Source organism: Serratia sp. CY38905 (assembly GCF_052168875.1).
GTDB classification, from domain to species: Bacteria; Pseudomonadota; Gammaproteobacteria; order Enterobacterales; family Enterobacteriaceae; genus Serratia; species Serratia sarumanii.
Window position 1 is genome coordinate 50,742 of the sequence record NZ_JBJNLV010000010.1, and the last position, 19,652, is coordinate 70,393.

Sequence of the window (19,652 nt, forward strand, 5' to 3'; positions counted from 1 at the left end):
CGTTGGCCGCCTGAGCGGTTTACAGGGTGACGACGCCGATAACGGTGACCACGCTGAGGATCGCCGCCAGACCGTAGAATACCCATTTGCCGGCCGGTACGTGGATCTTCAGATCGTGCATCGCATGGTGGATGCGGTGCAGGCCGCACCACAGTGGCAGAATGATCATCAGCAGCAGGAACAGGCGGCCGATCAGGCTCTGGCAGAACGCCAGTACGCGCTCGTAACCCAGTGCTTCACCGGGGAACAGCCCCAGCGGCAGCAGAATGCCGACCAGCAGCACGATGGCCGGCGCGACGATCGCGCTCCACATGCCACCGGCGCCGAACAATCCCCAGAAAACCGGCTCGTCGGAGCGTTTAGGTGCTTGATTTATCATGTTTCCTCCGGATTAGATCAGGGCCACGGCCAGGATGACCACGCTGACGACGACCGTGACGGCCCACAGCCCTTTCACGATGGGGCCCGGCCCCATTTTCTCGCTGTTGACCACGATATTGGCGGCCTTCGGCGCCAGATCGAACCAGGTTTTGGTGTGCAGCGCCGCCGCCAGCAGGGCGACGACGTTGATCAACAGCACCAGCGGGTTCTGCAAGAAGCCGACGAAGCCGGCCCAGCTCTCGGCGCCGCCCTTCAGCGCGAACACGCCGTAGAGCAGCACGATGCTGAACCACACCGCCAGCACTGAGGTGCCTTCGCGCAGCATGTAGAAACGGTAGAAGCCGAGCTTTTGCCACCAGGTGGGCGTCATGGTGCGCACATAGGGCTTACGTTGAGTTGTCATGGCAATTTTCTCCCTTATTGCGGCTTCAGCATGGCGATCATGAAGTCTTTGGCGCTCTCCACCTTGCCCTGCTGGATGGCGGCGGCGGGATCGACGTGTTTCGGACAGACTTCTGAGCAATAGCCGACGAAGGTGCAGCTCCAGACGCCGTTTTGGCCGTTAAGCTGCGGCATGCGCTGTTTCTTGCCGTGGTCGCGGTTGTCCAGGTTGTAGCGGTGCGCCAGCGTGATCGCCGCCGGGCCGATAAACTCGGGGTTGAGGCCGAACTGCGGGCACGCGGCGTAGCACAGGCCGCAGTTGATGCAGCCGGAGAACTGGTGATACTTGGCCATCTGCGCCGGGGTTTGCACGTTCGGGCCGTCTTCCGGCTTGCGATCGTTGCCGATGATGTACGGCTTGATCGCCTCCAGGCTTTCGATGAAGTGGGTCATGTCGACCACCAGATCGCGCTCGATCGGGAAGTTGCCCAGCGCTTCGACCTTCATGCCGCCGACGTAATCGCGCAGGAAGGTTTTGCACGCCAGCTTCGGCACGCGGTTGACCATCATGCCGCAAGAGCCGCAGATCGCCATGCGGCAGGACCAGCGGTAGGAGAGATCCGGCGCCAGGTTGTCCTTGATGTAGCCCAGCGCGTCGAGCAGCGAGGTCTGTTCGTCGTAAGGCACGGCGTAGGTGACGAAATGCGGCTCGGCGTCGCTTTCCGGGTTATAGCGCATGACTTCGATCTTCAGGGTTTGCATCTCAGCCATTTGCCTGCTCCTTATTCTTTTTCTCCTGCGCTTCGGCTTCTGCGCCGTAGACGCGTTTGGCCGGCGGCAGCTTGGTGATTTTCACGTCGCTGTATTCGAGGCGTGGCGCACCCTGCGGGTTATGGAACGCCAGCGTATGCTTGAGGAAGTTGACGTCGTCACGCTCGGTGCAGCCTTCGTCCAGGCGCTGGTGAGCGCCGCGCGACTCTTTGCGGTTAAACGCGGAGTGCGCCATGCATTCGGCGACGTCCAGGCCGTAACCCAGCTCGATGGTGTACAGCAGATCGGTATTGAACACGCTGGAGTTGTCGGTGATGTTGACGCGCTTGAAGCGCTCTTTCAGCTCCGCCAGCTTATCGATGGTTTTTTGCATCAGCTCCGGCGTGCGGTAGATGCCGCAGCCTTCTTCCATCGACAGCCCCATTTCGTCGCGGATCTTCGCCCAGTTTTCGTTGCCTTCCTGCTTCATCAGGTTGCTCAGGCGGGTTTCGACGTCGCGGGTTTGCGCATCCAGCGCGCTGCCGTTGGCCGGCGCGGTTTCCAGCGCGCGGCGGGCCGCTTGCTCACCGGCGACGCGGCCGAACACCACCAGTTCTGCCAGCGAGTTGGAGCCGAGACGGTTGGCGCCGTGCAGGCCGACGGAGGAGCATTCGCCGACTGCGAACAGCCCCTTGATGCGGGTTTCGCAGTTCTGGTCGGTTTCAATGCCGCCCATGGTGTAGTGCGCGGTAGGGCGCACCGGGATCGGATCTTTCACCGGGTCGACGCCGACGTAGGCCTTGGCCAGTTCGCAGATGAACGGCAGCCGCTCCAGCAGCTTTTTCTCGCCCAGGTGGCGCAGATCGAGGTAGACCACGTCGCCGCGCGGGGTGGCGATGGTGCGGCCGGCGCGCCATTCGTGCCAGAAGGCCTGGGACACTTTGTCGCGCGGGCCCAGCTCCATGTATTTGTTCTTCGGCTCGCCCAGCGGGGTTTCCGGGCCCATGCCGTAATCTTGCAGGTAACGGTAGCCGTCTTTGTTCACCAGGATGCCGCCTTCGCCGCGGCAGCCCTCGGTCATCAGGATGCCGGAACCGGGCAGGCCGGTCGGGTGATACTGCACGAACTCCATGTCGCGCAGCGGCACGCCGTGGTGGAACGCCATGCCCATGCCGTCGCCGGTAACGATGCCGCCGTTGGTGTTGTAGCGGTAGACGCGCCCGGCGCCGCCGGTGGCCATCACCACCGCGTTGGCGCGGATCTGCACGCGGGTGCCTTCCATCATGTTGAGCGCCACCAGGCCGCGCGCCTGGCCGTCATCCACCAGGATATCCAGCACGAAGTGCTCGTCGAAGCGCTGGATCTGCGGGTATTTCAGCGAGGTCTGGAACAGGGTGTGCAGCATGTGGAAGCCGGTCTTGTCGGCGGCGAACCAGGTGCGTTCAATCTTCATGCCGCCGAAGCGCCGCACGTTGACCGAACCGTCCGGTTTGCGGCTCCACGGGCAGCCCCACTGTTCGAGCTGGGTCATCTCGCGCGGGCACTGATGCACGAAGTGATCGACCACGTCCTGTTCGCACAGCCAGTCGCCGCCGGCGACGGTGTCGTGGAAGTGGTAGTCGAAGGTATCGTGATCCTGGGTGACGGCGGCGGAGCCCCCCTCGGCGGCGACCGTGTGGCTGCGCATCGGGTAGACCTTAGAGATCAGCGCGATTTTCAGTTGGGGATTGGCTTCCGCTGCGGCTATTGCTGCACGTAAACCAGCGCCCCCGGCCCCAATAATGGCAAGATCGGCGTTAAAGGTTTGCACTGCATTCCTCCAATGTTCTTATTAAGAACGGCAAGTTAAATATCTATGCTTAAAATTTAGCGAACTCTTCGGGTGCTAACTAATTGAACCGATTAATGTTGCTTAAAGGTTAAGGATAGATATCTCCCACCAATAATGGGGAATTAACTATACCTAAAGTTAAGTAGTCGAAATTTGATGTGATCGATTGTTTTGTCGATTAACGCTCGACCAACAGGCTTGCCTGCCTTTTCGCGTGTTCGGCGTGCTTTACCCTTTTTAACGCGCTTTTGCCGCCTATTTATCGGAAATTGGCGTTATGGCCGGTTGTGCATCGTGAAGAATTTGTTTGGCTGCAAGGATGCGAGTAGACTGCATCCCCTGTTTGATTTCGGAGTTAATTACCATGAGCGAAACGGCAAGCTGGCAGCCTAGTGCACCCATCGCCAATTTGTTGAAACGCGCAGCGATTCTGGCTGAGATCCGGCGTTTCTTCGCCGATCGTGGCGTGCTGGAAGTTGAGACGCCCACCATGAGCCAGGCGACGGTCACCGACGTTCACCTGTTCCCGTTCGAGACGCGTTTCGTCGGGCCGGGGGCGGCAGAGGGCCTGACGCTATACATGATGACCAGCCCGGAATATCACATGAAGCGCCTGCTGGCGGCGGGCAGCGGCCCGATCTACCAAATGGGGCGCAGCTTCCGCAATGAAGAAGCCGGGCGGCATCACAACCCGGAATTCACCATGCTGGAGTGGTACCGTCCGCACTACGACATGTACCGCCTGATGAACGAAGTGGACGATCTGCTGCAACAGGTGCTGGACTGCGAGAGCGCGGAGACCCTGTCCTATCAGCAGGCCTTCCTGCGCCATCTGGACATCGATCCGCTGTCGGCGGAGAAGGCGCAGCTGCGTGAAGCGGCGGCCAAGCTCGACTTGAGCAACATCGCCGATACTGAAGAAGACCGCGATACGCTGCTGCAGCTGCTGTTTACCGTGGGCGTGGAGCCCCATATCGGCCGTGAAAAGCCGGCGTTCGTTTACCACTTCCCGGCCAGCCAGGCGGCGTTGGCGGAGATCAGCACCGAAGACCACCGCGTGGCGGAGCGTTTCGAGGTGTACTTCAAGGGCATTGAGCTGGCGAACGGTTTCCGCGAGCTGACCGACGGCCGTGAACAGCAGCAGCGCTTCGAGCAGGACAATCGCAAACGCGCGGAGCGCGGCCTGCCGCAGCAGCCGATCGACTACAACCTGCTGGCGGCGTTGCAGCACGGCATGCCGGAATGTTCCGGCGTGGCGCTGGGCGTGGATCGCCTGGTGATGCTGGCGCTGGGCGCCGAGAGCCTGAGCGACGTGTTGGCTTTCCCGGTTGGGATCGCCTGACGTTTCAGGCGCAGAGAAAAGCAAAAGGGTCGGCATTTGCCGGCCCTTTTTTTATCGCGAGAACCGCTTACAGCCCCCCGGCGTCGCGCTTGGTGTTCGGCGCCGGCGTGGACGGCGGCGTACGGCCGTTGTTGGTCAGCCGCGACAGCGTCTCGGTGCGCACCTGGAACGGCGGGTACGGCAGCGTGATGCCGTGCTCGCGGTAGCCCGCCAGGATCAGCTGGTGGATCTCGTGGCGCAGCGGCATGCGGTGGCCCATCTCGGCGGCGTAAATACGCATCTCGAAGATCTGAATGCCCTGTTGCAGATCGACCAGGTAGACTTCCGGCACCGGATTGTCCAGCACCAGCGAACAGCGCTCGGCGGCGTTCATCAGGATCTTGGTCACCTCTTCGCTATTGGCCTCGCCCGGGGCCGGCACGGTCAGCACCACGCGGGTGATGGCGTCCGAGAGCGACCAGTTGACGAACTGCTCGGTGATGAACGCCTTGTTCGGCACGATGATCTCTTTGCGGTCCCAATCGGCGATGGTGGTCGCACGGGTATTGATCTTGGTTATCGTGCCGGTCAGGTTGCGGATCGTTACGGTATCGCCGATGCGGATCGGCTTCTCGAACAGGATGATCAGGCCGGAGATGAAGTTGGAGAAAATCTCCTGCATGCCAAAGCCGAGACCCACGCTGAGCGCGGTGACCACCCACTGCAGTTTCGACCATTCGATGCCGATCCAGGAAAAGCTGAGAATGGCGCCGAACAGCAACAGCAGGTATTTGGTGATGGTGGTGATGGCGTAACCGGTGCCCGGCGACAGATCCAGGTGCTGCAGCACCGCCAGTTCCAGCAGCGCCGGCAGGTTGCGCACCAGCTGCATGGTGATGATCAATACCAGAATGGCGATCAGCACTGCGCCGAGGGTGATCGGGTGGGCGGTTTCCACGCCGTTGACCGTCGAGGTCACGTCCCACAGCGAGATATTTTCCAGGAAGCTGAAGGCGGAGTGGATCTCCGACCACAAAACGATCACCGACACCAGCGCGATCAGCGTCAGGATCGAACGCACCAGCCGCAGCGACTGGGCGCTGATGGTATCCAGGTCTATCTCTGAGTAGTCCATATCCACCGAACCTTCGGTGCTGTTCGGGGTATGCGAGGTTTCGTCTTCGCCGCGGGCGCGCTGGGCCAGAATGTCCGCGCGGCGCTGTTTGGCGCGGTCGAAGGCGATGCGTCGCCGTTGGATCAGCATCCAGCGGCGGATGATGTGGTAGACGACCAGCAGCAGGAACCAGATCGCCACCGAGGTTTCCAGGCGCGCCAGCAGCGCCTGCGCGGTGGTGAGATAACCGACGCTCGACGCCAGCGCCGCCAGCAGCGGCGCCGACAGCAGCAGCCCCCAGAAGGCGCTGTTGAGCATGTTGTCGCCGGAGCCGTTTTTATCCAGATACAGCGGGATGCCGGCGCGCTTGAGGCTGTGGGTGACCAGCGCCAGCGCCAGACACAGCAGAATGAAGCACAGCCGCCCCAGCGTGTTGGCGAACTCGCGCTCTTTCAGGCTATCGAAGGTGATCAGCGCCATGATCAGCGGCACGATCAGCCAGATCGACATCTTGTAGTAGCGCATGGCGCGCGAAACCTGCTTTGCCGGCCAGCGGAAGTGCACGATGAACAACCCTTGCGGGTGGGCGAAGGCGGCGCAGATCATGCAGATCCACAGGATCGGCAGCGTGGCGGTCACCCCTTTGCCGATCGCTTCCGCCACCGGGTAGTTCCAGGCGCTCTGCAGGCCGTAGCCGAGCGCGGCCCACAGCACCGGCAGCGGCATCGCCACCAGAATCGACCAGAACACGGTGCGCACCGTCAGGAAGAATTCGTCCTGCGTCACCTTGCCGACGCGGCTGCTGGCGCGCTCGAGGAAGGCGTGGTAGTGCTTGCGCGAACTGATGCTGAAAATCACCAGCAGCAGGGCGCCGAAGATCGGGATCAGCGTTTCGCGGCTGGTCACCATCATCATGAAGGCGCCGCCGAGCTGCGACAGCGTGTCCAGCGACAGAACGCGCGTCAGATCGTGCGCCACGTTGAGCGGATAAGAGAAGTTGATCGGATTGACGTCCGGCACCCAGAACAGATAGCGGTGGGTGGCGTCGCGAATTTCGTTCAACGCTTCGATCAACTGGGTGTTGGCCACCTTCAGCTTGGTCAGCTCGAGGATTTGGGTGTCGCAACCGGACAACAACGAGTTCAGCAGCTCGCGCTGGGTGCGCAGCTGGGCATCGACGATGCGCTGCTCCTGGTTGGTCAGCGCGCTGCCGTCGTCGCGCTTGAATTCGCGCTGCGACAGTTTTTCCAGCTGAGTTTCAAACTGCAGGCGCTGCACGCGCAGCTGAGCCATGTCGCCGTCCAGCTGTTGCGGCTTGGGCATTTCCGGCAGCGTCGCCACCTGGGCGCGCAGGGTTTCCCCCAGCGCCGACGACGAACCGAGCCACTGGGCCTGCTCGATGATGGTGCTCAGCGCCTGGCGCACCTGCAGCGTCTGCGCCGCCGCCTGCCGCTGCTGCGATGAAATCAGATCCATGCGCTGCGCCTGGCTGTTCAGCGCGGCGGACAGTTCGCGGTTGATCTGCAGCTGTTGGCTGATGCTTTTTGGCAAATCGCCGTTCTGCTCGGCCAGCTGCTCGGTTTTTTCCAGCGCCTGTTCCGCTTCGCGTTGGCGCTGGGCGTTGAGGTTGTTGCGCAGCGCCTGCAGCTGAACGTCTATTTTCTCGTGGCGCTTTTTATAGACTTCGGCGCGCATGCGCGCCAGCTCCTGCCGGTTGTTGGCCGACAGCTGCGCCAGTTCCAGCTCGTCCACTTTGGCCTTGCGCGCCGCGGCTTCGGTCTGCAGCAGGGCCAGGGCGGCCTGCGCGTACGGCGTGGTCGGGTTGGCGGGCTGCGCCTGCAGGCGGCGCTGCACTTCCGTCAGCGCACGGCGGGCGTCGGTCTGCTGCTGCGGCAGCTGGCCGAGCGAATCGCTGATTTCCCGCGTGCGATCCTGCTCTTGCTGCAGCAGGCGCGCCTGTTCCAGCAGCAGACTGCTGGTTTGCAGGATCTGCTGTTCCAACTCGGCGGCCGGCAGATCGTCGCCGTTCGGCAGGATCTTGTTGCTTTCCAGCACCAGCTGGCGGCGCAGTTCCTGCGTCATCTTCGGGAAATCGTCGATCACCCTCTGATACTGCTCGGAGCGAGTCTGCGACTCTTTACGCTCCGCCAGCCAGTTGAGGGCGCTTTGCAGCGCCTCGGTGGTCTCCGCCTGATTCGGCGCGTTTTTGCTGCTTTCCGCCTGCTTCAGCTCTTGCTTGAGCTGGGTCTCGGTCGGCAGGGGAGCGGCCAGCGCCGGTTGCCACAGCAGGCAACCGAGCAAAAGCGTGATGATCAGGCGCACGGCGTCGATTCCTTTAGAGCGGGGTCTGTGGTGTTTCAGCGGCGGCCGGGATTTCGGCGAACGCCTCACCCATGCGGGTGACGGTGCCGTTTTGCAACTGCGGCGCGAGCTGCACGCTGCCTGCGGTAAACAGATTGATCACCGTGGAGCCAAGCTTGAAGCGGCCCATCTCGGCGCCTTTTTCCAGCGCGATGGCGCCCTCTTCACCGGCGGCCGGGTAGGTCCAGCGTTTGATGATGCCTTCGCGCGGCGGCGTGACGGTGCCGGCCCAAACGGTTTCGATGCTGCCGACGATGGTGGCGCCGACCAGAATTTGCACCATCGGCCCGATGTCGGTGTCGAACACGCAGATCACGCGCTCGTTGCGCGCGAACAGGTTAGGCACGTTGGCGGCGGTGAGCGGGTTGACCGAGAACAGATCGCCCGGCACATAGATCATTTCGCGCAGCACGCCGGCGCATGGCATGTGCACGCGGTGGTAATCGCGCGGCGCCAGATAGGTCGTGGCGAACAGGCCGTTGCGGAACGGTTCGGCCAGCAGGTAGTTGCCGGCCAGCAGCGCTTCCAGGCTGTAGTGATGGCCTTTGGCCTGGAAGATTTGATCGTCGCGGATCGGGCCGAGCTGGCTGATGGCGCCATCGGCGGGCAGCGCCAGCCAGTTGGCGTCGGCGATGATTGGGCGTGCGCCATCGCGCAGCGGGCGCACGAAGAAGTCGTTGAAGGTGGCGTAAGACGCCAGGTCCGGATTTTGCGCTTCCTGCATGTCCACGCGGTAGAAGCGGGCGAAGGCCTTGATCACCAGTTGGGTCAGCCAGCCGGCCCGTTTGTCGGCGCCCCAGCCCGCCAGGCGGGTCAGCGCCAGCTTCGGTAGCCAATATTGCAATTTAATCTTGATGCTATCCAGCACGTTAACCTCGTGAATCAGGGTAAAGGGCGCGCATTGTAACGAGGGCCTCGCCATCGTCAATGCCCGCCCGTCAGTGTCAGTCTGCGGCGTCCGTGAAGTTCTTGCGAACCTTCACCTGCGCCATGCTTTCCAGAATGCGGTGATAGTTGTCGAAACGCTCTTCCGCGATATCGCCTTTCTCCATCGCCGCGCGGATGGCGCAGCCGGGATCGGTATCGTGGCGGCAGTCGCGGAATTTGCAACCGCCTAAATAATCACGGAATTCGACAAATCCGCGGGTGATTTGTTCCGGCTCCAGGTGCCACAGGCCAAACTCTCGCACCCCCGGGGAGTCGATCACGTCGCCGCCGTGCTGGAAATGGTACAGCCGCGCGGCGGTGGTGGTATGTTGCCCGAGGCCCGATACGTCGGAAACCTGATTTACCAGAATTTGCTCTTCGGACGGCGGCAGCAGCGCATTCAGCAGGCTGGATTTGCCGACGCCGGACTGGCCGGCGAAGATGCTGATGCGCCCGGCCAGCGCCTGTTCGAACTCCGCCATGCCTTCCCGCGTCTGGCTGGAGACTTCCAGCACCCGGTAGCCAATCTTGCGATAGATATCCATCATGCCGTCGACCAGCTTGCGCGCTTCGGCGTCCAGCAGGTCGATTTTGTTGAGCACGATCAGCGGCTCGACTTCGAGCGTTTCGCAGGCCACCAGATAGCGGTCGATGATGTTCAGCGACAGCTCGGGCAGGATCGCCGACACGATGACGATCTGATTGATATTGGCGGCGATCGGCTTCACGCCGTCGTAGAAGTCCGGGCGCGTCAGCACCGAGGTGCGTTCGTGCACCGCTTCCACGATGCCCTTCACCCCTTCATGGGCGCCCAGGCCGGGGCGCCACACCACGCGATCGCCGGTGACCAGCGAACGCAGCGTACGGCGGATATTGCAGCGGTGCTGAGTGCCATCCGGCGCCTCAACGTCGGCGTGCATGCCGAAACGGCTGATGACGACGCCTTCCTGCGGCTCGCCCAGTTGGGAATCATCCGGTTCCGGTTTGTTATCAGCGCGCTTCAGACGGCGCTGATGGTTCGCCTGCACGCGGCGTTGCTGACCTTTGGACAGTTTGTTCTTACTCACTGCGCCTCACTTGACTCGATTTTATACCTTTACACGTACGGCGGCGGTTGGGGCCTTCCCCGGCCGCAGCCTTGAACCCGTCGGGGTATATGTCGCCCAGGGCGACCAAAAAGACTATGATACACGCTATTTTATATTAAATAACCGTTGTTAGCCGTCGGCTGCGGCGCGTCGCCACCGGCGGCGCCCGCCGTCTCGTCCGCACAGCGTTTTTCTCTCGGCTTTTAGGCAGGAAACATCATGACAGGAAACGAAAATAACCTGATTTGGATCGATTTGGAGATGACCGGGCTGGATCCCGAGCGTGACCGCATCATCGAGATCGCCACGCTGGTCACCGACGCCAACCTGAACATCCTGGCGGAAGGGCCGGTGATCGCCGTGCATCAGTCCGACGAACAGCTGGCGCTGATGGACGAGTGGAACGTGCGCACCCATACCGGCAGCGGGCTGGTGGAGCGGGTGAAAGCCAGCCGCCAGGACGATCGCGCCGCCGAGCTGGAAACGATAGCCTTCCTGCAGCAGTGGGTGCCGGCCGGCAAATCGCCGATCTGCGGCAACAGCGTGGGCCAGGATCGCCGTTTCCTGTTCCGCTATATGCCGGAGCTGGAGGCCTACTTCCATTACCGCTACCTGGACGTCAGCACGCTGAAGGAGCTGGCGCGCCGCTGGAAGCCGGAAATTCTCGCCGGCTTTAAAAAGCAGGGCACCCATCAGGCGCTGGACGACATTCGTGAATCGGTGGCCGAACTGGCGTATTACCGCGAACATTTCATCCAGCTCTAAGGTGCGAGGGCCTCTGCGGGGAAAAAATGCCGGTTTTAGCCGCTTAATTCGCCAATCTGGCGCTTTAATCGGCAATCAAACAAAAATCGCGTTTTTTTGCTTTCAGGGGCTTGCGGCAAAAAGGATTTCTCGTATAATGCGCACCCCGTACCGATGAAGAATTTCGTAACGTTCCACCATCGATACGCCGGGCGGGAATAGCTCAGTTGGTAGAGCACGACCTTGCCAAGGTCGGGGTCGCGAGTTCGAGTCTCGTTTCCCGCTCCAAATTCAACAATGTCGCGATGCGGCATGATGAATAAATAAAGCAGTATCAAGCAGTACCTATGCGACGCGGGAATAGCTCAGTTGGTAGAGCGCAACCTTGCCAAGGTTGAGGTCGCGAGTTCGAGCCTCGTTTCCCGCTCCAAAAATTCAAAGGTCACGCCAGTGTTTGGTGGCCGGATGCCAAAAGCATCTCAATGCGGGAATAGCTCAGTTGGTAGAGCACGACCTTGCCAAGGTCGGGGTCGCGAGTTCGAGTCTCGTTTCCCGCTCCAATTTTCTCTTCGTTTCAAACTCAAATCCAACGCCTTATCCGGCGCGGGTTTTTGTCCCGTTTTACACGCCTGGTAAAAATGTTGTGAACAGAGTTATCCACAGCCTCTGCACATAAACTCGCCTGCCTGAAAAATCAACGTCATACAAATTAAATATTTATCTATTTGATTTATAAGTTTATTTATTTATCCCAAAACGTTATGCCGATCACTTGCTCTTTTTGTTGCAGTTGAAAGACAACGTGTTTTTATTTTTATGCACAAATCCACAGAGTGAGTATTCCGGCGCTACGTCCGAATGGCGCACGCCGTCAGGCATCCCTTGGCAAACCTTTTTCCACAGCCCGTATCAGCCGTTTTTTCTGCGCCGTTTGCACCTCGATGCCCTGCGCTTCGCGGCGGGCGAGCTGTTGCGCCAGCGCCCAGTGGATATGTTCGTCCAGCATGGCGTTCTGGCCCAAACGGGTGCGCAGTGCGAGCACGATGCCGTCCTCGTAGGGCGCATTGCCCAGCGCCACGGCGATATTGCGCAGCCAGCGCAGGTGGCCGATGCGGCGTATCGCCGAGCCTTCGGTGATGCGCAGGAATTTTTCCTCCGTCCAGTTGAACAGATCGATCAACTGCGGCGCATGCAGCGCGGCGCGCGGGCTGAAATCGTCTTCGTCGGTAAGCTGCGAAAAGCGGTTCCACGGGCATATCAGCTGGCAGTCGTCGCAGCCGTAGATGCGGTTGCCGAGCAGCGGGCGGAACTCCTCCGGGATCGCGCCTTCCAGCTCGATGGTAAGGTAGGAGATGCAGCGCCGGGCGTCTACGGTATAGGGGGCGACGATGGCGCCGGTCGGGCAGGTGGTGATGCAGGCGACGCAGCGGCCGCACTGCTCTTCCTGCGGCTGGTCTACCGGCAGCGGCAGATCGATCAGCAATTCGCCGAGGAAAAACCACGACCCGGCTTCACGGTTGAGAATTAGTGAGTGTTTACCAACCCAGCCAATGCCCGCCTTGGCGGCCAGCGCGCGTTCCATCACCGGCGCAGAATCGACAAAGGGGCGGAAATTCAACTCGCCGCAGTAGGCCTGGATCTGATCGCCCAACTTTTTCAGGCGCTGGCGCAACAGCTTGTGATAGTCGCGCCCCAGCGCATAGCGGCTGACGTAGCCCAGCTGCGGATTTTGCAAGGTGCTGGCAAATGCCGCCTTGGCCGGCAGGTAGTTCATGCGTACGCTGATCACTCGCAGCGTGCCCGGCAACAGTTCGTGAGGGCGTGCGCGCAGCATGCCGTGGCGCGCCATCCATTCCATTTCGCCGTGGTACTGTTTGTCGAGCCAGGCCTGCAGCTTCGGCTCTTCAAGGCTCAAATCGGTATCGCAGATGCCAACCTGCTGGAATCCTAGCGATTGCCCCCATTGCTTGATATGTTGGGCGAGTTGATGGAGATCGAGGGGGTGCGTCATGACGGGCCACAGTGAAAAAGCATACGCTGACAGTTTACCACACTCTGTCTGGCCTGCGGATTGGATCCGTCGCTCGGAACCCGCAGCGGCGGCCTCGCTCGGTATTTCTCTTTACGATTTGATGCAGCGCGCCGGTCAGGCGGCCTACGCGCTGGCGCGCAACGCGTATCCCTCCCGCGACCACTGGCTGGTGCTGTGCGGCCACGGCAACAACGGCGGCGACGGCTATGTGGTGGCGCGCCTGGCGAAGGCGGCGGGCGTGCAGGTGACGCTGATCGCCTGCGACGGCGCACGGCCTTTGCCACCGGAAGCCGCAGCGGCCCGCGAGGCCTGGCAAGCCGCAGGCGGCGACATTCTGCCGGCGAGCAGCCGCTGGCCGGCGTCTGTTTCTCTCATCATCGACGGCCTGTTAGGTACCGGCCTGGGCAGCGCGCCGCGTGCGCCCTACGACGCGCTGATCGAGGCCGCCAACCGCCATTCGGCACCGGTGGTGGCTCTTGACATCCCGTCCGGCCTGCTGGCGGAGAGCGGCGCGGCGCCGGGCGCGGTCGTGCGTGCCGCGCACACCGTCACGTTCATCGGCCTCAAGCCGGGGTTGCTGACCGGCCAGGCGCGCGACTGGGTCGGGCAACTTCATCAGAATGCGCTAGGCTTATCGGGTTGGTTGGCGAAGCAACCGGAGCAGATTCAGCGGCTTACCGCCGAGGTGTTGCCGCGTTGGCTGCATCCGCGCCGTCCCTGCGCCCATAAGGGCGAGCATGGCCGCCTGCTGTTGGTGGGCGGCGATCGCGGGTTCGGCGGCGCCATTCGCATGGCGGCAGAGGCGGCGCTGCGCAGCGGGGCTGGATTGGTGCGAGTGCTTACTCACATAGAGCATGTCGCGCCGCTGTTGGCGGCCCGGCCTGAGCTGATGGCGCAGGCGCTGGACGAGGCGACGCTGCGGCAGGCGATGCAATGGGCGGATGTGCTGGTGATTGGCCCGGGTCTGGGCCAGGCTGAGTGGGGCAAAAACGCCCTGAACGTGCTGCAAACCAGCGATAAACCGGCCTTGTGGGACGCCGATGCGCTGAACTTGCTGGCATTAAATCCCGAGAAACGGCAGAATCGCGTGATGACTCCGCATCCTGGAGAGGCGGCGCGGTTGTTGAGCTGCAGCACTGCCGACATCGAGAGTGATCGCTTACTTGCCGTGCGCAAGCTGACGGCGCGCTACGGTGGCGTGGCGGTGCTGAAAGGCGCAGGTACGCTGATCGCCGATGAGCAGGGGCAGATGGCGATCGCCGATGTCGGCAACGCCGGCATGGCCTCCGGCGGCATGGGCGATGTGCTGTCGGGCATCATCGGCGGTTTGCTGGCGCAAAAGCTCTCGCTGTATGATGCCGCCTGTGCGGGCTGCGTTGTACACGGCGCGGCCGGCGATCGCGTAGCGGAAAGACAAGGAACAAGAGGCATGTTGGCGACCGATTTACTGCCGGACATCCTTCATTTCGTTAACCCTGAGTGGGCAAAATAGACTTTATCGAATGAAAGAACTCGTTTTACCTCTGCCGGACGAGGCAGCGACTGTCGCTTTGGGCACCACTTTGGCCCAGGCCTGCGATCGCGCCAGCGTCATCTATCTCTACGGCGACCTGGGCGCCGGTAAAACCACCTTCAGCCGTGGTTTCCTGCAGGCGTTAGGGCATCAGGGCAACGTCAAAAGCCCGACCTACACGCTGGTGGAACCCTATGCCTTGCAGCCGCTGGCGGTGTATCACTTCGATCTGTATCGCCTGGCCGATCCGGAAGAGCTTGAATTCATGGGCATTCGCGATTACTTCGCGCAAGACGCCATCTGCCTGGTCGAATGGCCGCAGCAGGGCACCGGCGTGCTGCCGGAGCCGGATCTGGCGCTGCATCTTAGCTATCAGGGCGAGGGGCGAGAGGCGAAGATCGAGGCGATTTCCGCATACGGCAGCCAGCTGTTAGACCGCATTCATGGATCACAGGGATGATGCTGCAATGACGCACGTGTTGAAAAAATTTGCGGTCATCATGCTGATCGCCGTGCTGGGGCCGCTCGGCGCGTTGAACGCGCTGGCGGCGTCCTCGCTGTCCGATATCAAAGTGTCCAACGCCCAACGCGAAGCGACGGTGTCGGTGAGCTTCAATGGCCCGCCGGACTATGCGTTTTTCCCGCTGCACGGCCCGGAACGCGTGGTGCTGGACGTTAACCAGAAGGGCAAGGTCGGCGGTCTTCCGCTCAATTTCAGCGGGCAAAACCTGGTGAAAAGCATTCGTTCCAGCGCGCCGAAAGACGCGCAGAGCGTGCGCCTGGTGTTTGATCTGACCCAGCGCGCCAAAACCCGCGTCGCCACCCGCCAGAACGGCGGCGTGCATACCGTGGTGTTCACCATTACGGCCGAAGGCGGCGCCAATACCGTGGTGCGTAAAGCGCCGGTGCAAACGCCTGCGCCGGTTGCGGTCAATCCACCGCCGCGTCAGGCGCCGGTCACGGTCAGCCAGCCACCGCGCCAGGCGCCGGTCGCGGTGCGTGAAGCGCCGGAGCCGCCGCTGCGCAAAGCGCCGACAGGATCGAATCCCTTCACCAATAAACAGACCGTGGTCGCAGGCACCGCCACAGAGGTCACGCCGCGCAGCAGCCGCGTTTCCGCCGGTTCCGGCGATCGGGTGGTGGTAGCGATCGACGCCGGCCACGGCGGCCAGGATCCGGGCGCCATTGGCCCGAGCGGGCTGAAAGAAAAGAATGTCACCATCGCCATCGCGCGCCGCCTGCAGGCGATGCTGGACGCCGATCCGCAGTTCAAACCGGTGCTGACCCGTACCGGCGACTATTTCATCTCGGTGATGGGGCGCTCCGATGTGGCGCGTAAACAGGGCGCCAACGTGCTGGTCTCCATCCACGCCGACGCCGCGCCAAACCGCAGCGCCAGCGGGGCCTCCGTCTGGGTGCTGTCCAATCGCCGCGCCAACAGCGAAATGGCCGGCTGGCTCGAACAGCATGAGAAACAGTCCGAGCTGCTCGGCGGCGCCGGCGATCTGCTGGCCAACAGCCAGGCTGACCCTTACCTGAGCCAGGCAGTGCTGGATCTGCAGTTCGGCCACTCGCAGCGCGTGGGATACGACGTGGCGGTGAAAGTGCTGCAGCAGCTGCAGAGTGTCGGATCGTTGCATAAACGCCGGCCGGAACACGCCAGCCTGGGCGTGCTGCGTTCGCCGGATATTCCCTCGCTGCTGGTGGAAACCGGATTTATCAGCAATAGCACGGAGGAGCGGCTGCTGGGCAGTAGCGCGTATCAGGAGAAGATTGCCAGAGCCATTCATAACGGCCTGCGCAGCTACTTCCTGGCGCATCCGCTGCAAGCCGACCCAAAGGTGGAAAACCGACCGCTGGACGTCGCAGCGGCGGTTAACACCTCAACACCAGACGTGCGCCAGCCTGAGCCTATCGTCAGCTCGGCCGGCGCGAGCCGCAGCGTAAGCGGCAAGACCCGGATCCACGTGGTGAAGCGGGCGGAAACGCTGTCCGGCATCGCCGACAGCTACGGCACCACCATGGCGGCGCTGCGTGATCTGAACAAACTGAAAAAAGACGGCGTGTGGGTAGGGCAACGTCTGAAGGTGCCGGCGGGGAAAGCCGCCGCCGTCACCACCACCGTCGCCAAGGCGAAAACGCCGGCGAAGAAAACGTCTAAACATAAAGTGGCCCGCGGGGATACGCTCTCCTCCATCGCTTCTCGCTACGGGGTCAGCGTCGGCGATCTGAAACGGGTCAATAATCTGAAGTCGGACGTCGCGCCGCTGGATCGGACGCTGACCATTCCGCAGGCCTAGCGCCATCGCTACAGGAGCCAGCATGCCTATCCAGGTGTTACCGCCGCAGCTTGCCAACCAGATTGCCGCCGGAGAGGTGGTTGAACGCCCCGCGTCGGTCGTCAAGGAGCTGGTGGAAAACAGCCTGGACGCCGGCGCGACGCGCATCGATATCGATATTGAACGCGGCGGTGCCAAGCTGATCCGCATTCGCGACAACGGCTGCGGCATCGGCAAGGACGATCTGGCGTTGGCGCTGGCGCGGCACGCTACCAGTAAAATCAGCACGCTCGACGATCTGGAGGCTATCGTCAGCCTCGGTTTCCGCGGCGAAGCGCTGGCCAGTATCAGCTCGGTTTCCCGTTTGACCCTGACGTCGCGCACCGCCGAGCAAAGCGAGGCGTGGCAAGCCTATGCCGAAGGGCGCGAGCAGGCGGTGACCGTCAAACCCGCCGCGCACCCGGTCGGGAGCACGCTGGAAGTGCTGGATCTGTTTTACAATACGCCGGCGCGCCGCAAGTTCATGCGCACCGAAAAAACCGAATTCGGCCATATCGATGAAGTGGTGCGGCGCATTGCGCTGGCGCGTTTCGATGTGGCGATCAACCTCAGCCACAACGGCAAACTGATCCGCCAATACCGGGCGGCGAAAGAAGAGAGCCAGCACGAACGCCGTTTGGGCAGCATCTGCGGCCCGGCGTTTTTGCAGCATGCGCTGAACATCGACTGGCAGCACGGCGATTTGAGCATCCGCGGTTGGGTGGCGGATCCGGCCGGGGCGCGCCAGCTGGGTGAAATGCAGTATTGCTACGTCAACTGCCGCATGATGCGCGATCGCTTGCTCAATCACGCTATTCGTCAGGCCTATCAGGATCAGCTGAAGGACGATCAGCAGCCCGCTTACGTGCTGTATCTGGAGGTCGATCCGCATCAGGTGGACGTCAACGTTCATCCCGCCAAGCACGAGGTGCGTTTCCATCAGGCGCGGCTGGTGCACGATTTTATCTACCAGGCGGTAACCACCGTGCTGCAGCAGGCCGGTCAGACGCCGCCGCTGCCGCTGGCGGAAACGCCTGACGAAGCGCCCGCGCCGGTCTGGCAGCCGGAGAACCGCATCGCCGCCGGCGGCAACCATTTTTCTCAGCCTGCGCCGCGCCGTGAAACGCCGCCACCGGCCGGCACCGCCCGCGAGCGGGCGCCGCAGCCGGGTTGGCAAACGGCGGGCGGTTACCAGAAACGCGAAGGCGAGCTGTACGGTAAACTGATGCAGCCCGCCGCCGAGCCGCAGGCCGATGCCGCGCCGGAAGTTTCGAGCAAGCCGCCGCTGTTCCCGCCGGCGAAAGCCGCAGCGGAAACGCCGTTGGCGGGCGGCCAACACAGTTTTGGCCGGGTGTTGATGATCCATCCGCCGTGCTACGCGCTGATTGAGCAGCGCCAGCAGCCGGCGCTGCTCAATCTGGCGGTAGCCGAACGCTGGCTGCGCCAGGCGCAGCTCAACCCGCCGGCGGAAGGGCTGCGGCCGCAGCCGCTGCTGATCCCGATTAAGCTGACGTTGGAGAAGCGCGAAGCGGCGGCCATTGCGCGGCATCAGGCGCTGCTCGTGGCGATGGGGCTGGATCTGCAGACGGATCACGGCCGTGTGACGCTGCGCGCAGTGCCTTTACCATTACGCCAACAAAATTTACAAAAACTGATACCCGAACTGTTAGGCTATCTGGCCGAACATCAGGAGATGTCGCCCGCGGTGCTTGCCACCTGGCTCGCTCGCCGTCTTGGCAGCGAACATGAACAGTGGAACACCTCGCAAGCGATACAATTGTTGACCGACGTTGAACGACTTTGCCCGCAGCTGGTCAAATCGCCACCGAGCGGACTTTTACAACCCGTTGATTTACAGGCCGCACTGGCGGCCCTCAAGCATGACTGACACTGAAATGACACCACGTCCCCCGGCTATTTTCATCATGGGGCCGACCGCCTCGGGCAAGACCGCGCTGGCGATCGCGCTGCGCGAACGCCTGCCGGTGGAACTGATCAGCGTCGATTCCGCGCTGATTTACCGCGGCATGGATATTGGCACCGCCAAGCCGAGCGCCGAAGAATTGGCGCAGGCGCCGCATCGGCTGATCGATATCCGCGATCCCGCCGAAGCCTACTCGGCTGCGGAGTTTCGCACCGACGCGCTGAAGGAGATGGCCGACATCACCGCCGCCGGGCGCATTCCGCTGCTGGTCGGCGGCACCATGTTGTATTTCAAGGCGTTGCTGGAAGGATTGTCGCCGCTGCCGTCCGCCGATCCCGCGGTGCGCGAGCGCATCGAACGGCAAGCGGCGGAGCAGGGCTGGGAGGCGTTGCATCGGCAGTTGCAGGCGATCGATCCGGTCGCGGCATTGAGAATTCATCCGAATGATCCGCAGAGACTGTCCAGAGCACTGGAAGTTTTTTTTATTTCGGGTAAAACTTTAACGGAACTGACTAAAATTTCGGGTGAATCGTTGCCGTATCAAGTTCACCAATTTGCGATAGCGCCGACCAGCCGTGAGTTGATCCATCAACGCATCGAGCTGCGGTACCATCAAATGTTGGCGGCGGGTTTTGAGACGGAAGCGCGTGCACTTTTCGCACGGGGTGATTTGCATACGGACTTGCCCTCCATTCGCTGTGTCGGTTACCGCCAGATGTGGTCATACTTGTCTGGTGAAATTAGTTACGATGAGATGGTTTATCGTGGTATTTGCGCAACACGTCAGTTGGCTAAACGCCAGATGACCTGGTTACGGGGTTGGGAGTCGGTCCATTGGTTGGACAGTGAAAAGCCGGGAGAGGCTTTGGACTCGGTGACACAGGTTGTTAGTGCATAGGTTGGGTGATTGTGTACAATTGCTGAGTATTCAGCGCGCAAATTTTTTACGTCGTTTATTTTAGAGCCG

The 19,652-nt window shown here is 61.8% G+C and carries 15 protein-coding genes and 3 tRNA genes; 10 read left to right on the top strand and 8 right to left on the bottom strand.

The window, feature by feature from the left end:
• Positions 1-19: 19 nt before the first annotated feature.
• Genes frdD through frdA form a run of 4 tightly spaced genes read right to left on the bottom strand, consistent with a single transcriptional unit; the run spans position 20 to position 3,322 of the window.
• The gene (gene frdD / locus ACJ8MK_RS19070) at positions 20-379 is read right to left on the bottom strand and encodes a fumarate reductase subunit FrdD (protein WP_033636768.1); all 360 of its coding nucleotides are present in this window, start codon (positions 377-379) and stop codon (positions 20-22) included.
• Between the two features lie 12 nt (positions 380-391).
• On the bottom strand, positions 392-784 hold the full coding sequence (gene frdC / locus ACJ8MK_RS19075; RefSeq protein WP_038879241.1) for a fumarate reductase subunit FrdC: 393 nt from the start codon (positions 782-784) through the stop codon (positions 392-394).
• Positions 785-798: 14 nt separating this feature from the next.
• Positions 799-1,533: a succinate dehydrogenase/fumarate reductase iron-sulfur subunit gene (locus ACJ8MK_RS19080; protein WP_033648713.1), complete on the bottom strand. Its 735-nt coding sequence runs from the start codon at positions 1,531-1,533 to the stop codon at positions 799-801.
• On the bottom strand, positions 1,526-3,322 hold the full coding sequence (frdA, locus tag ACJ8MK_RS19085; protein ID WP_038879239.1) for a fumarate reductase (quinol) flavoprotein subunit: 1,797 nt from the start codon (positions 3,320-3,322) through the stop codon (positions 1,526-1,528). The genes ACJ8MK_RS19080 and frdA overlap by 8 nt, the downstream gene beginning before the upstream one ends.
• A gap of 385 nt (positions 3,323-3,707) precedes the next feature.
• On the opposite strand from frdA, the gene epmA reads away from it, so the two are divergent.
• Positions 3,708-4,685 (top strand): elongation factor P--(R)-beta-lysine ligase, encoded by a 978-nt coding sequence (gene epmA, locus ACJ8MK_RS19090; protein WP_004929681.1) that lies wholly within the window; start codon positions 3,708-3,710, stop codon positions 4,683-4,685.
• Between the two features lie 67 nt (positions 4,686-4,752).
• Here epmA and mscM read toward each other — a convergent pair whose 3' ends face one another.
• The 3 genes from mscM to rsgA all read right to left on the bottom strand — a co-directional run bounded on the left by mscM (position 4,753) and on the right by rsgA (position 10,133).
• The gene (gene mscM, locus ACJ8MK_RS19095; RefSeq protein ID WP_033648710.1) at positions 4,753-8,100 is read right to left on the bottom strand and encodes a miniconductance mechanosensitive channel MscM; all 3,348 of its coding nucleotides are present in this window, start codon (positions 8,098-8,100) and stop codon (positions 4,753-4,755) included.
• Positions 8,101-8,113: 13 nt separating this feature from the next.
• On the bottom strand, positions 8,114-9,007 hold the full coding sequence (gene asd / locus ACJ8MK_RS19100; protein ID WP_033636775.1) for an archaetidylserine decarboxylase: 894 nt from the start codon (positions 9,005-9,007) through the stop codon (positions 8,114-8,116).
• Between the two features lie 76 nt (positions 9,008-9,083).
• Entirely contained in the window at positions 9,084-10,133 is a 1,050-nt protein-coding gene (gene rsgA / locus ACJ8MK_RS19105) for a small ribosomal subunit biogenesis GTPase RsgA (protein ID WP_033638924.1), read from the bottom strand.
• 240 nt (positions 10,134-10,373) lie between these two features.
• Between rsgA and orn the strand changes: the two genes are divergently transcribed.
• The 4 genes from orn (at position 10,374) to ACJ8MK_RS19125 (ending at position 11,458) form a co-directional block, all read left to right on the top strand.
• Positions 10,374-10,919, top strand: coding sequence for an oligoribonuclease (orn, locus tag ACJ8MK_RS19110; RefSeq protein WP_033636776.1), 546 nt, complete (start codon positions 10,374-10,376; stop codon positions 10,917-10,919).
• Between the two features lie 191 nt (positions 10,920-11,110).
• Positions 11,111-11,186: transfer RNA gene (locus tag ACJ8MK_RS19115), tRNA-Gly, on the top strand.
• Positions 11,187-11,252: 66 nt separating this feature from the next.
• A tRNA-Gly gene (locus ACJ8MK_RS19120) sits at positions 11,253-11,328 on the top strand.
• 54 nt (positions 11,329-11,382) lie between these two features.
• A tRNA-Gly gene (locus ACJ8MK_RS19125) sits at positions 11,383-11,458 on the top strand.
• A 311-nt stretch (positions 11,459-11,769) separates the two neighbouring features.
• Here the strand turns inward: ACJ8MK_RS19125 and queG are convergent.
• Positions 11,770-12,909, bottom strand: coding sequence for a tRNA epoxyqueuosine(34) reductase QueG (gene queG / locus ACJ8MK_RS19130; protein WP_033648708.1), 1,140 nt, complete (start codon positions 12,907-12,909; stop codon positions 11,770-11,772).
• Here queG and nnr point away from each other — a divergent pair.
• Genes nnr through miaA form a run of 5 tightly spaced genes read left to right on the top strand, consistent with a single transcriptional unit; the run spans position 12,908 to position 19,583 of the window.
• Positions 12,908-14,422, top strand: coding sequence for a bifunctional ADP-dependent NAD(P)H-hydrate dehydratase/NAD(P)H-hydrate epimerase (nnr, locus tag ACJ8MK_RS19135; RefSeq protein WP_060419651.1), 1,515 nt, complete (start codon positions 12,908-12,910; stop codon positions 14,420-14,422). The genes queG and nnr overlap by 2 nt on opposite strands.
• Positions 14,423-14,432: 10 nt before the next feature.
• Positions 14,433-14,903 (top strand): tRNA (adenosine(37)-N6)-threonylcarbamoyltransferase complex ATPase subunit type 1 TsaE, encoded by a 471-nt coding sequence (tsaE, locus tag ACJ8MK_RS19140; protein WP_033648706.1) that lies wholly within the window; start codon positions 14,433-14,435, stop codon positions 14,901-14,903.
• A 7-nt stretch (positions 14,904-14,910) separates the two neighbouring features.
• Positions 14,911-16,743 carry an N-acetylmuramoyl-L-alanine amidase AmiB gene (gene amiB / locus ACJ8MK_RS19145; protein ID WP_033648705.1) on the top strand — a complete coding sequence of 611 codons (1,833 nt, stop codon included), beginning with the start codon at positions 14,911-14,913 and terminating at the stop codon, positions 16,741-16,743.
• 22 nt (positions 16,744-16,765) lie between these two features.
• Positions 16,766-18,649, top strand: coding sequence for a DNA mismatch repair endonuclease MutL (gene mutL / locus ACJ8MK_RS19150; RefSeq protein ID WP_442517977.1), 1,884 nt, complete (start codon positions 16,766-16,768; stop codon positions 18,647-18,649).
• Positions 18,642-19,583 carry a tRNA (adenosine(37)-N6)-dimethylallyltransferase MiaA gene (gene miaA / locus ACJ8MK_RS19155; RefSeq protein ID WP_442517978.1) on the top strand — a complete coding sequence of 314 codons (942 nt, stop codon included), beginning with the start codon at positions 18,642-18,644 and terminating at the stop codon, positions 19,581-19,583. Before mutL ends, miaA begins: the two co-directional genes overlap by 8 nt.
• Positions 19,584-19,652 lie beyond the last annotated feature (69 nt).

Coding starts and splice junctions, on each gene's coding strand:
- frdD (WP_033636768.1), bottom strand. CDS start 379: ATGATAAATCAAGCACCTAAACGCTCCGACGAGCCGGTTTTCTGGGGA.
- frdC (WP_038879241.1), bottom strand. CDS start 784: ATGACAACTCAACGTAAGCCCTATGTGCGCACCATGACGCCCACCTGG.
- ACJ8MK_RS19080 (WP_033648713.1), bottom strand. CDS start 1,533: ATGGCTGAGATGCAAACCCTGAAGATCGAAGTCATGCGCTATAACCCG.
- epmA (WP_004929681.1), top strand. CDS start 3,708: ATGAGCGAAACGGCAAGCTGGCAGCCTAGTGCACCCATCGCCAATTTG.
- orn (WP_033636776.1), top strand. CDS start 10,374: ATGACAGGAAACGAAAATAACCTGATTTGGATCGATTTGGAGATGACC.
- nnr (WP_060419651.1), top strand. CDS start 12,908: ATGACGGGCCACAGTGAAAAAGCATACGCTGACAGTTTACCACACTCT.
- queG (WP_033648708.1), bottom strand. CDS start 12,909: ATGACGCACCCCCTCGATCTCCATCAACTCGCCCAACATATCAAGCAA.
- tsaE (WP_033648706.1), top strand. CDS start 14,433: ATGAAAGAACTCGTTTTACCTCTGCCGGACGAGGCAGCGACTGTCGCT.
- amiB (WP_033648705.1), top strand. CDS start 14,911: ATGACGCACGTGTTGAAAAAATTTGCGGTCATCATGCTGATCGCCGTG.
- mutL (WP_442517977.1), top strand. CDS start 16,766: ATGCCTATCCAGGTGTTACCGCCGCAGCTTGCCAACCAGATTGCCGCC.
- miaA (WP_442517978.1), top strand. CDS start 18,642: ATGACTGACACTGAAATGACACCACGTCCCCCGGCTATTTTCATCATG.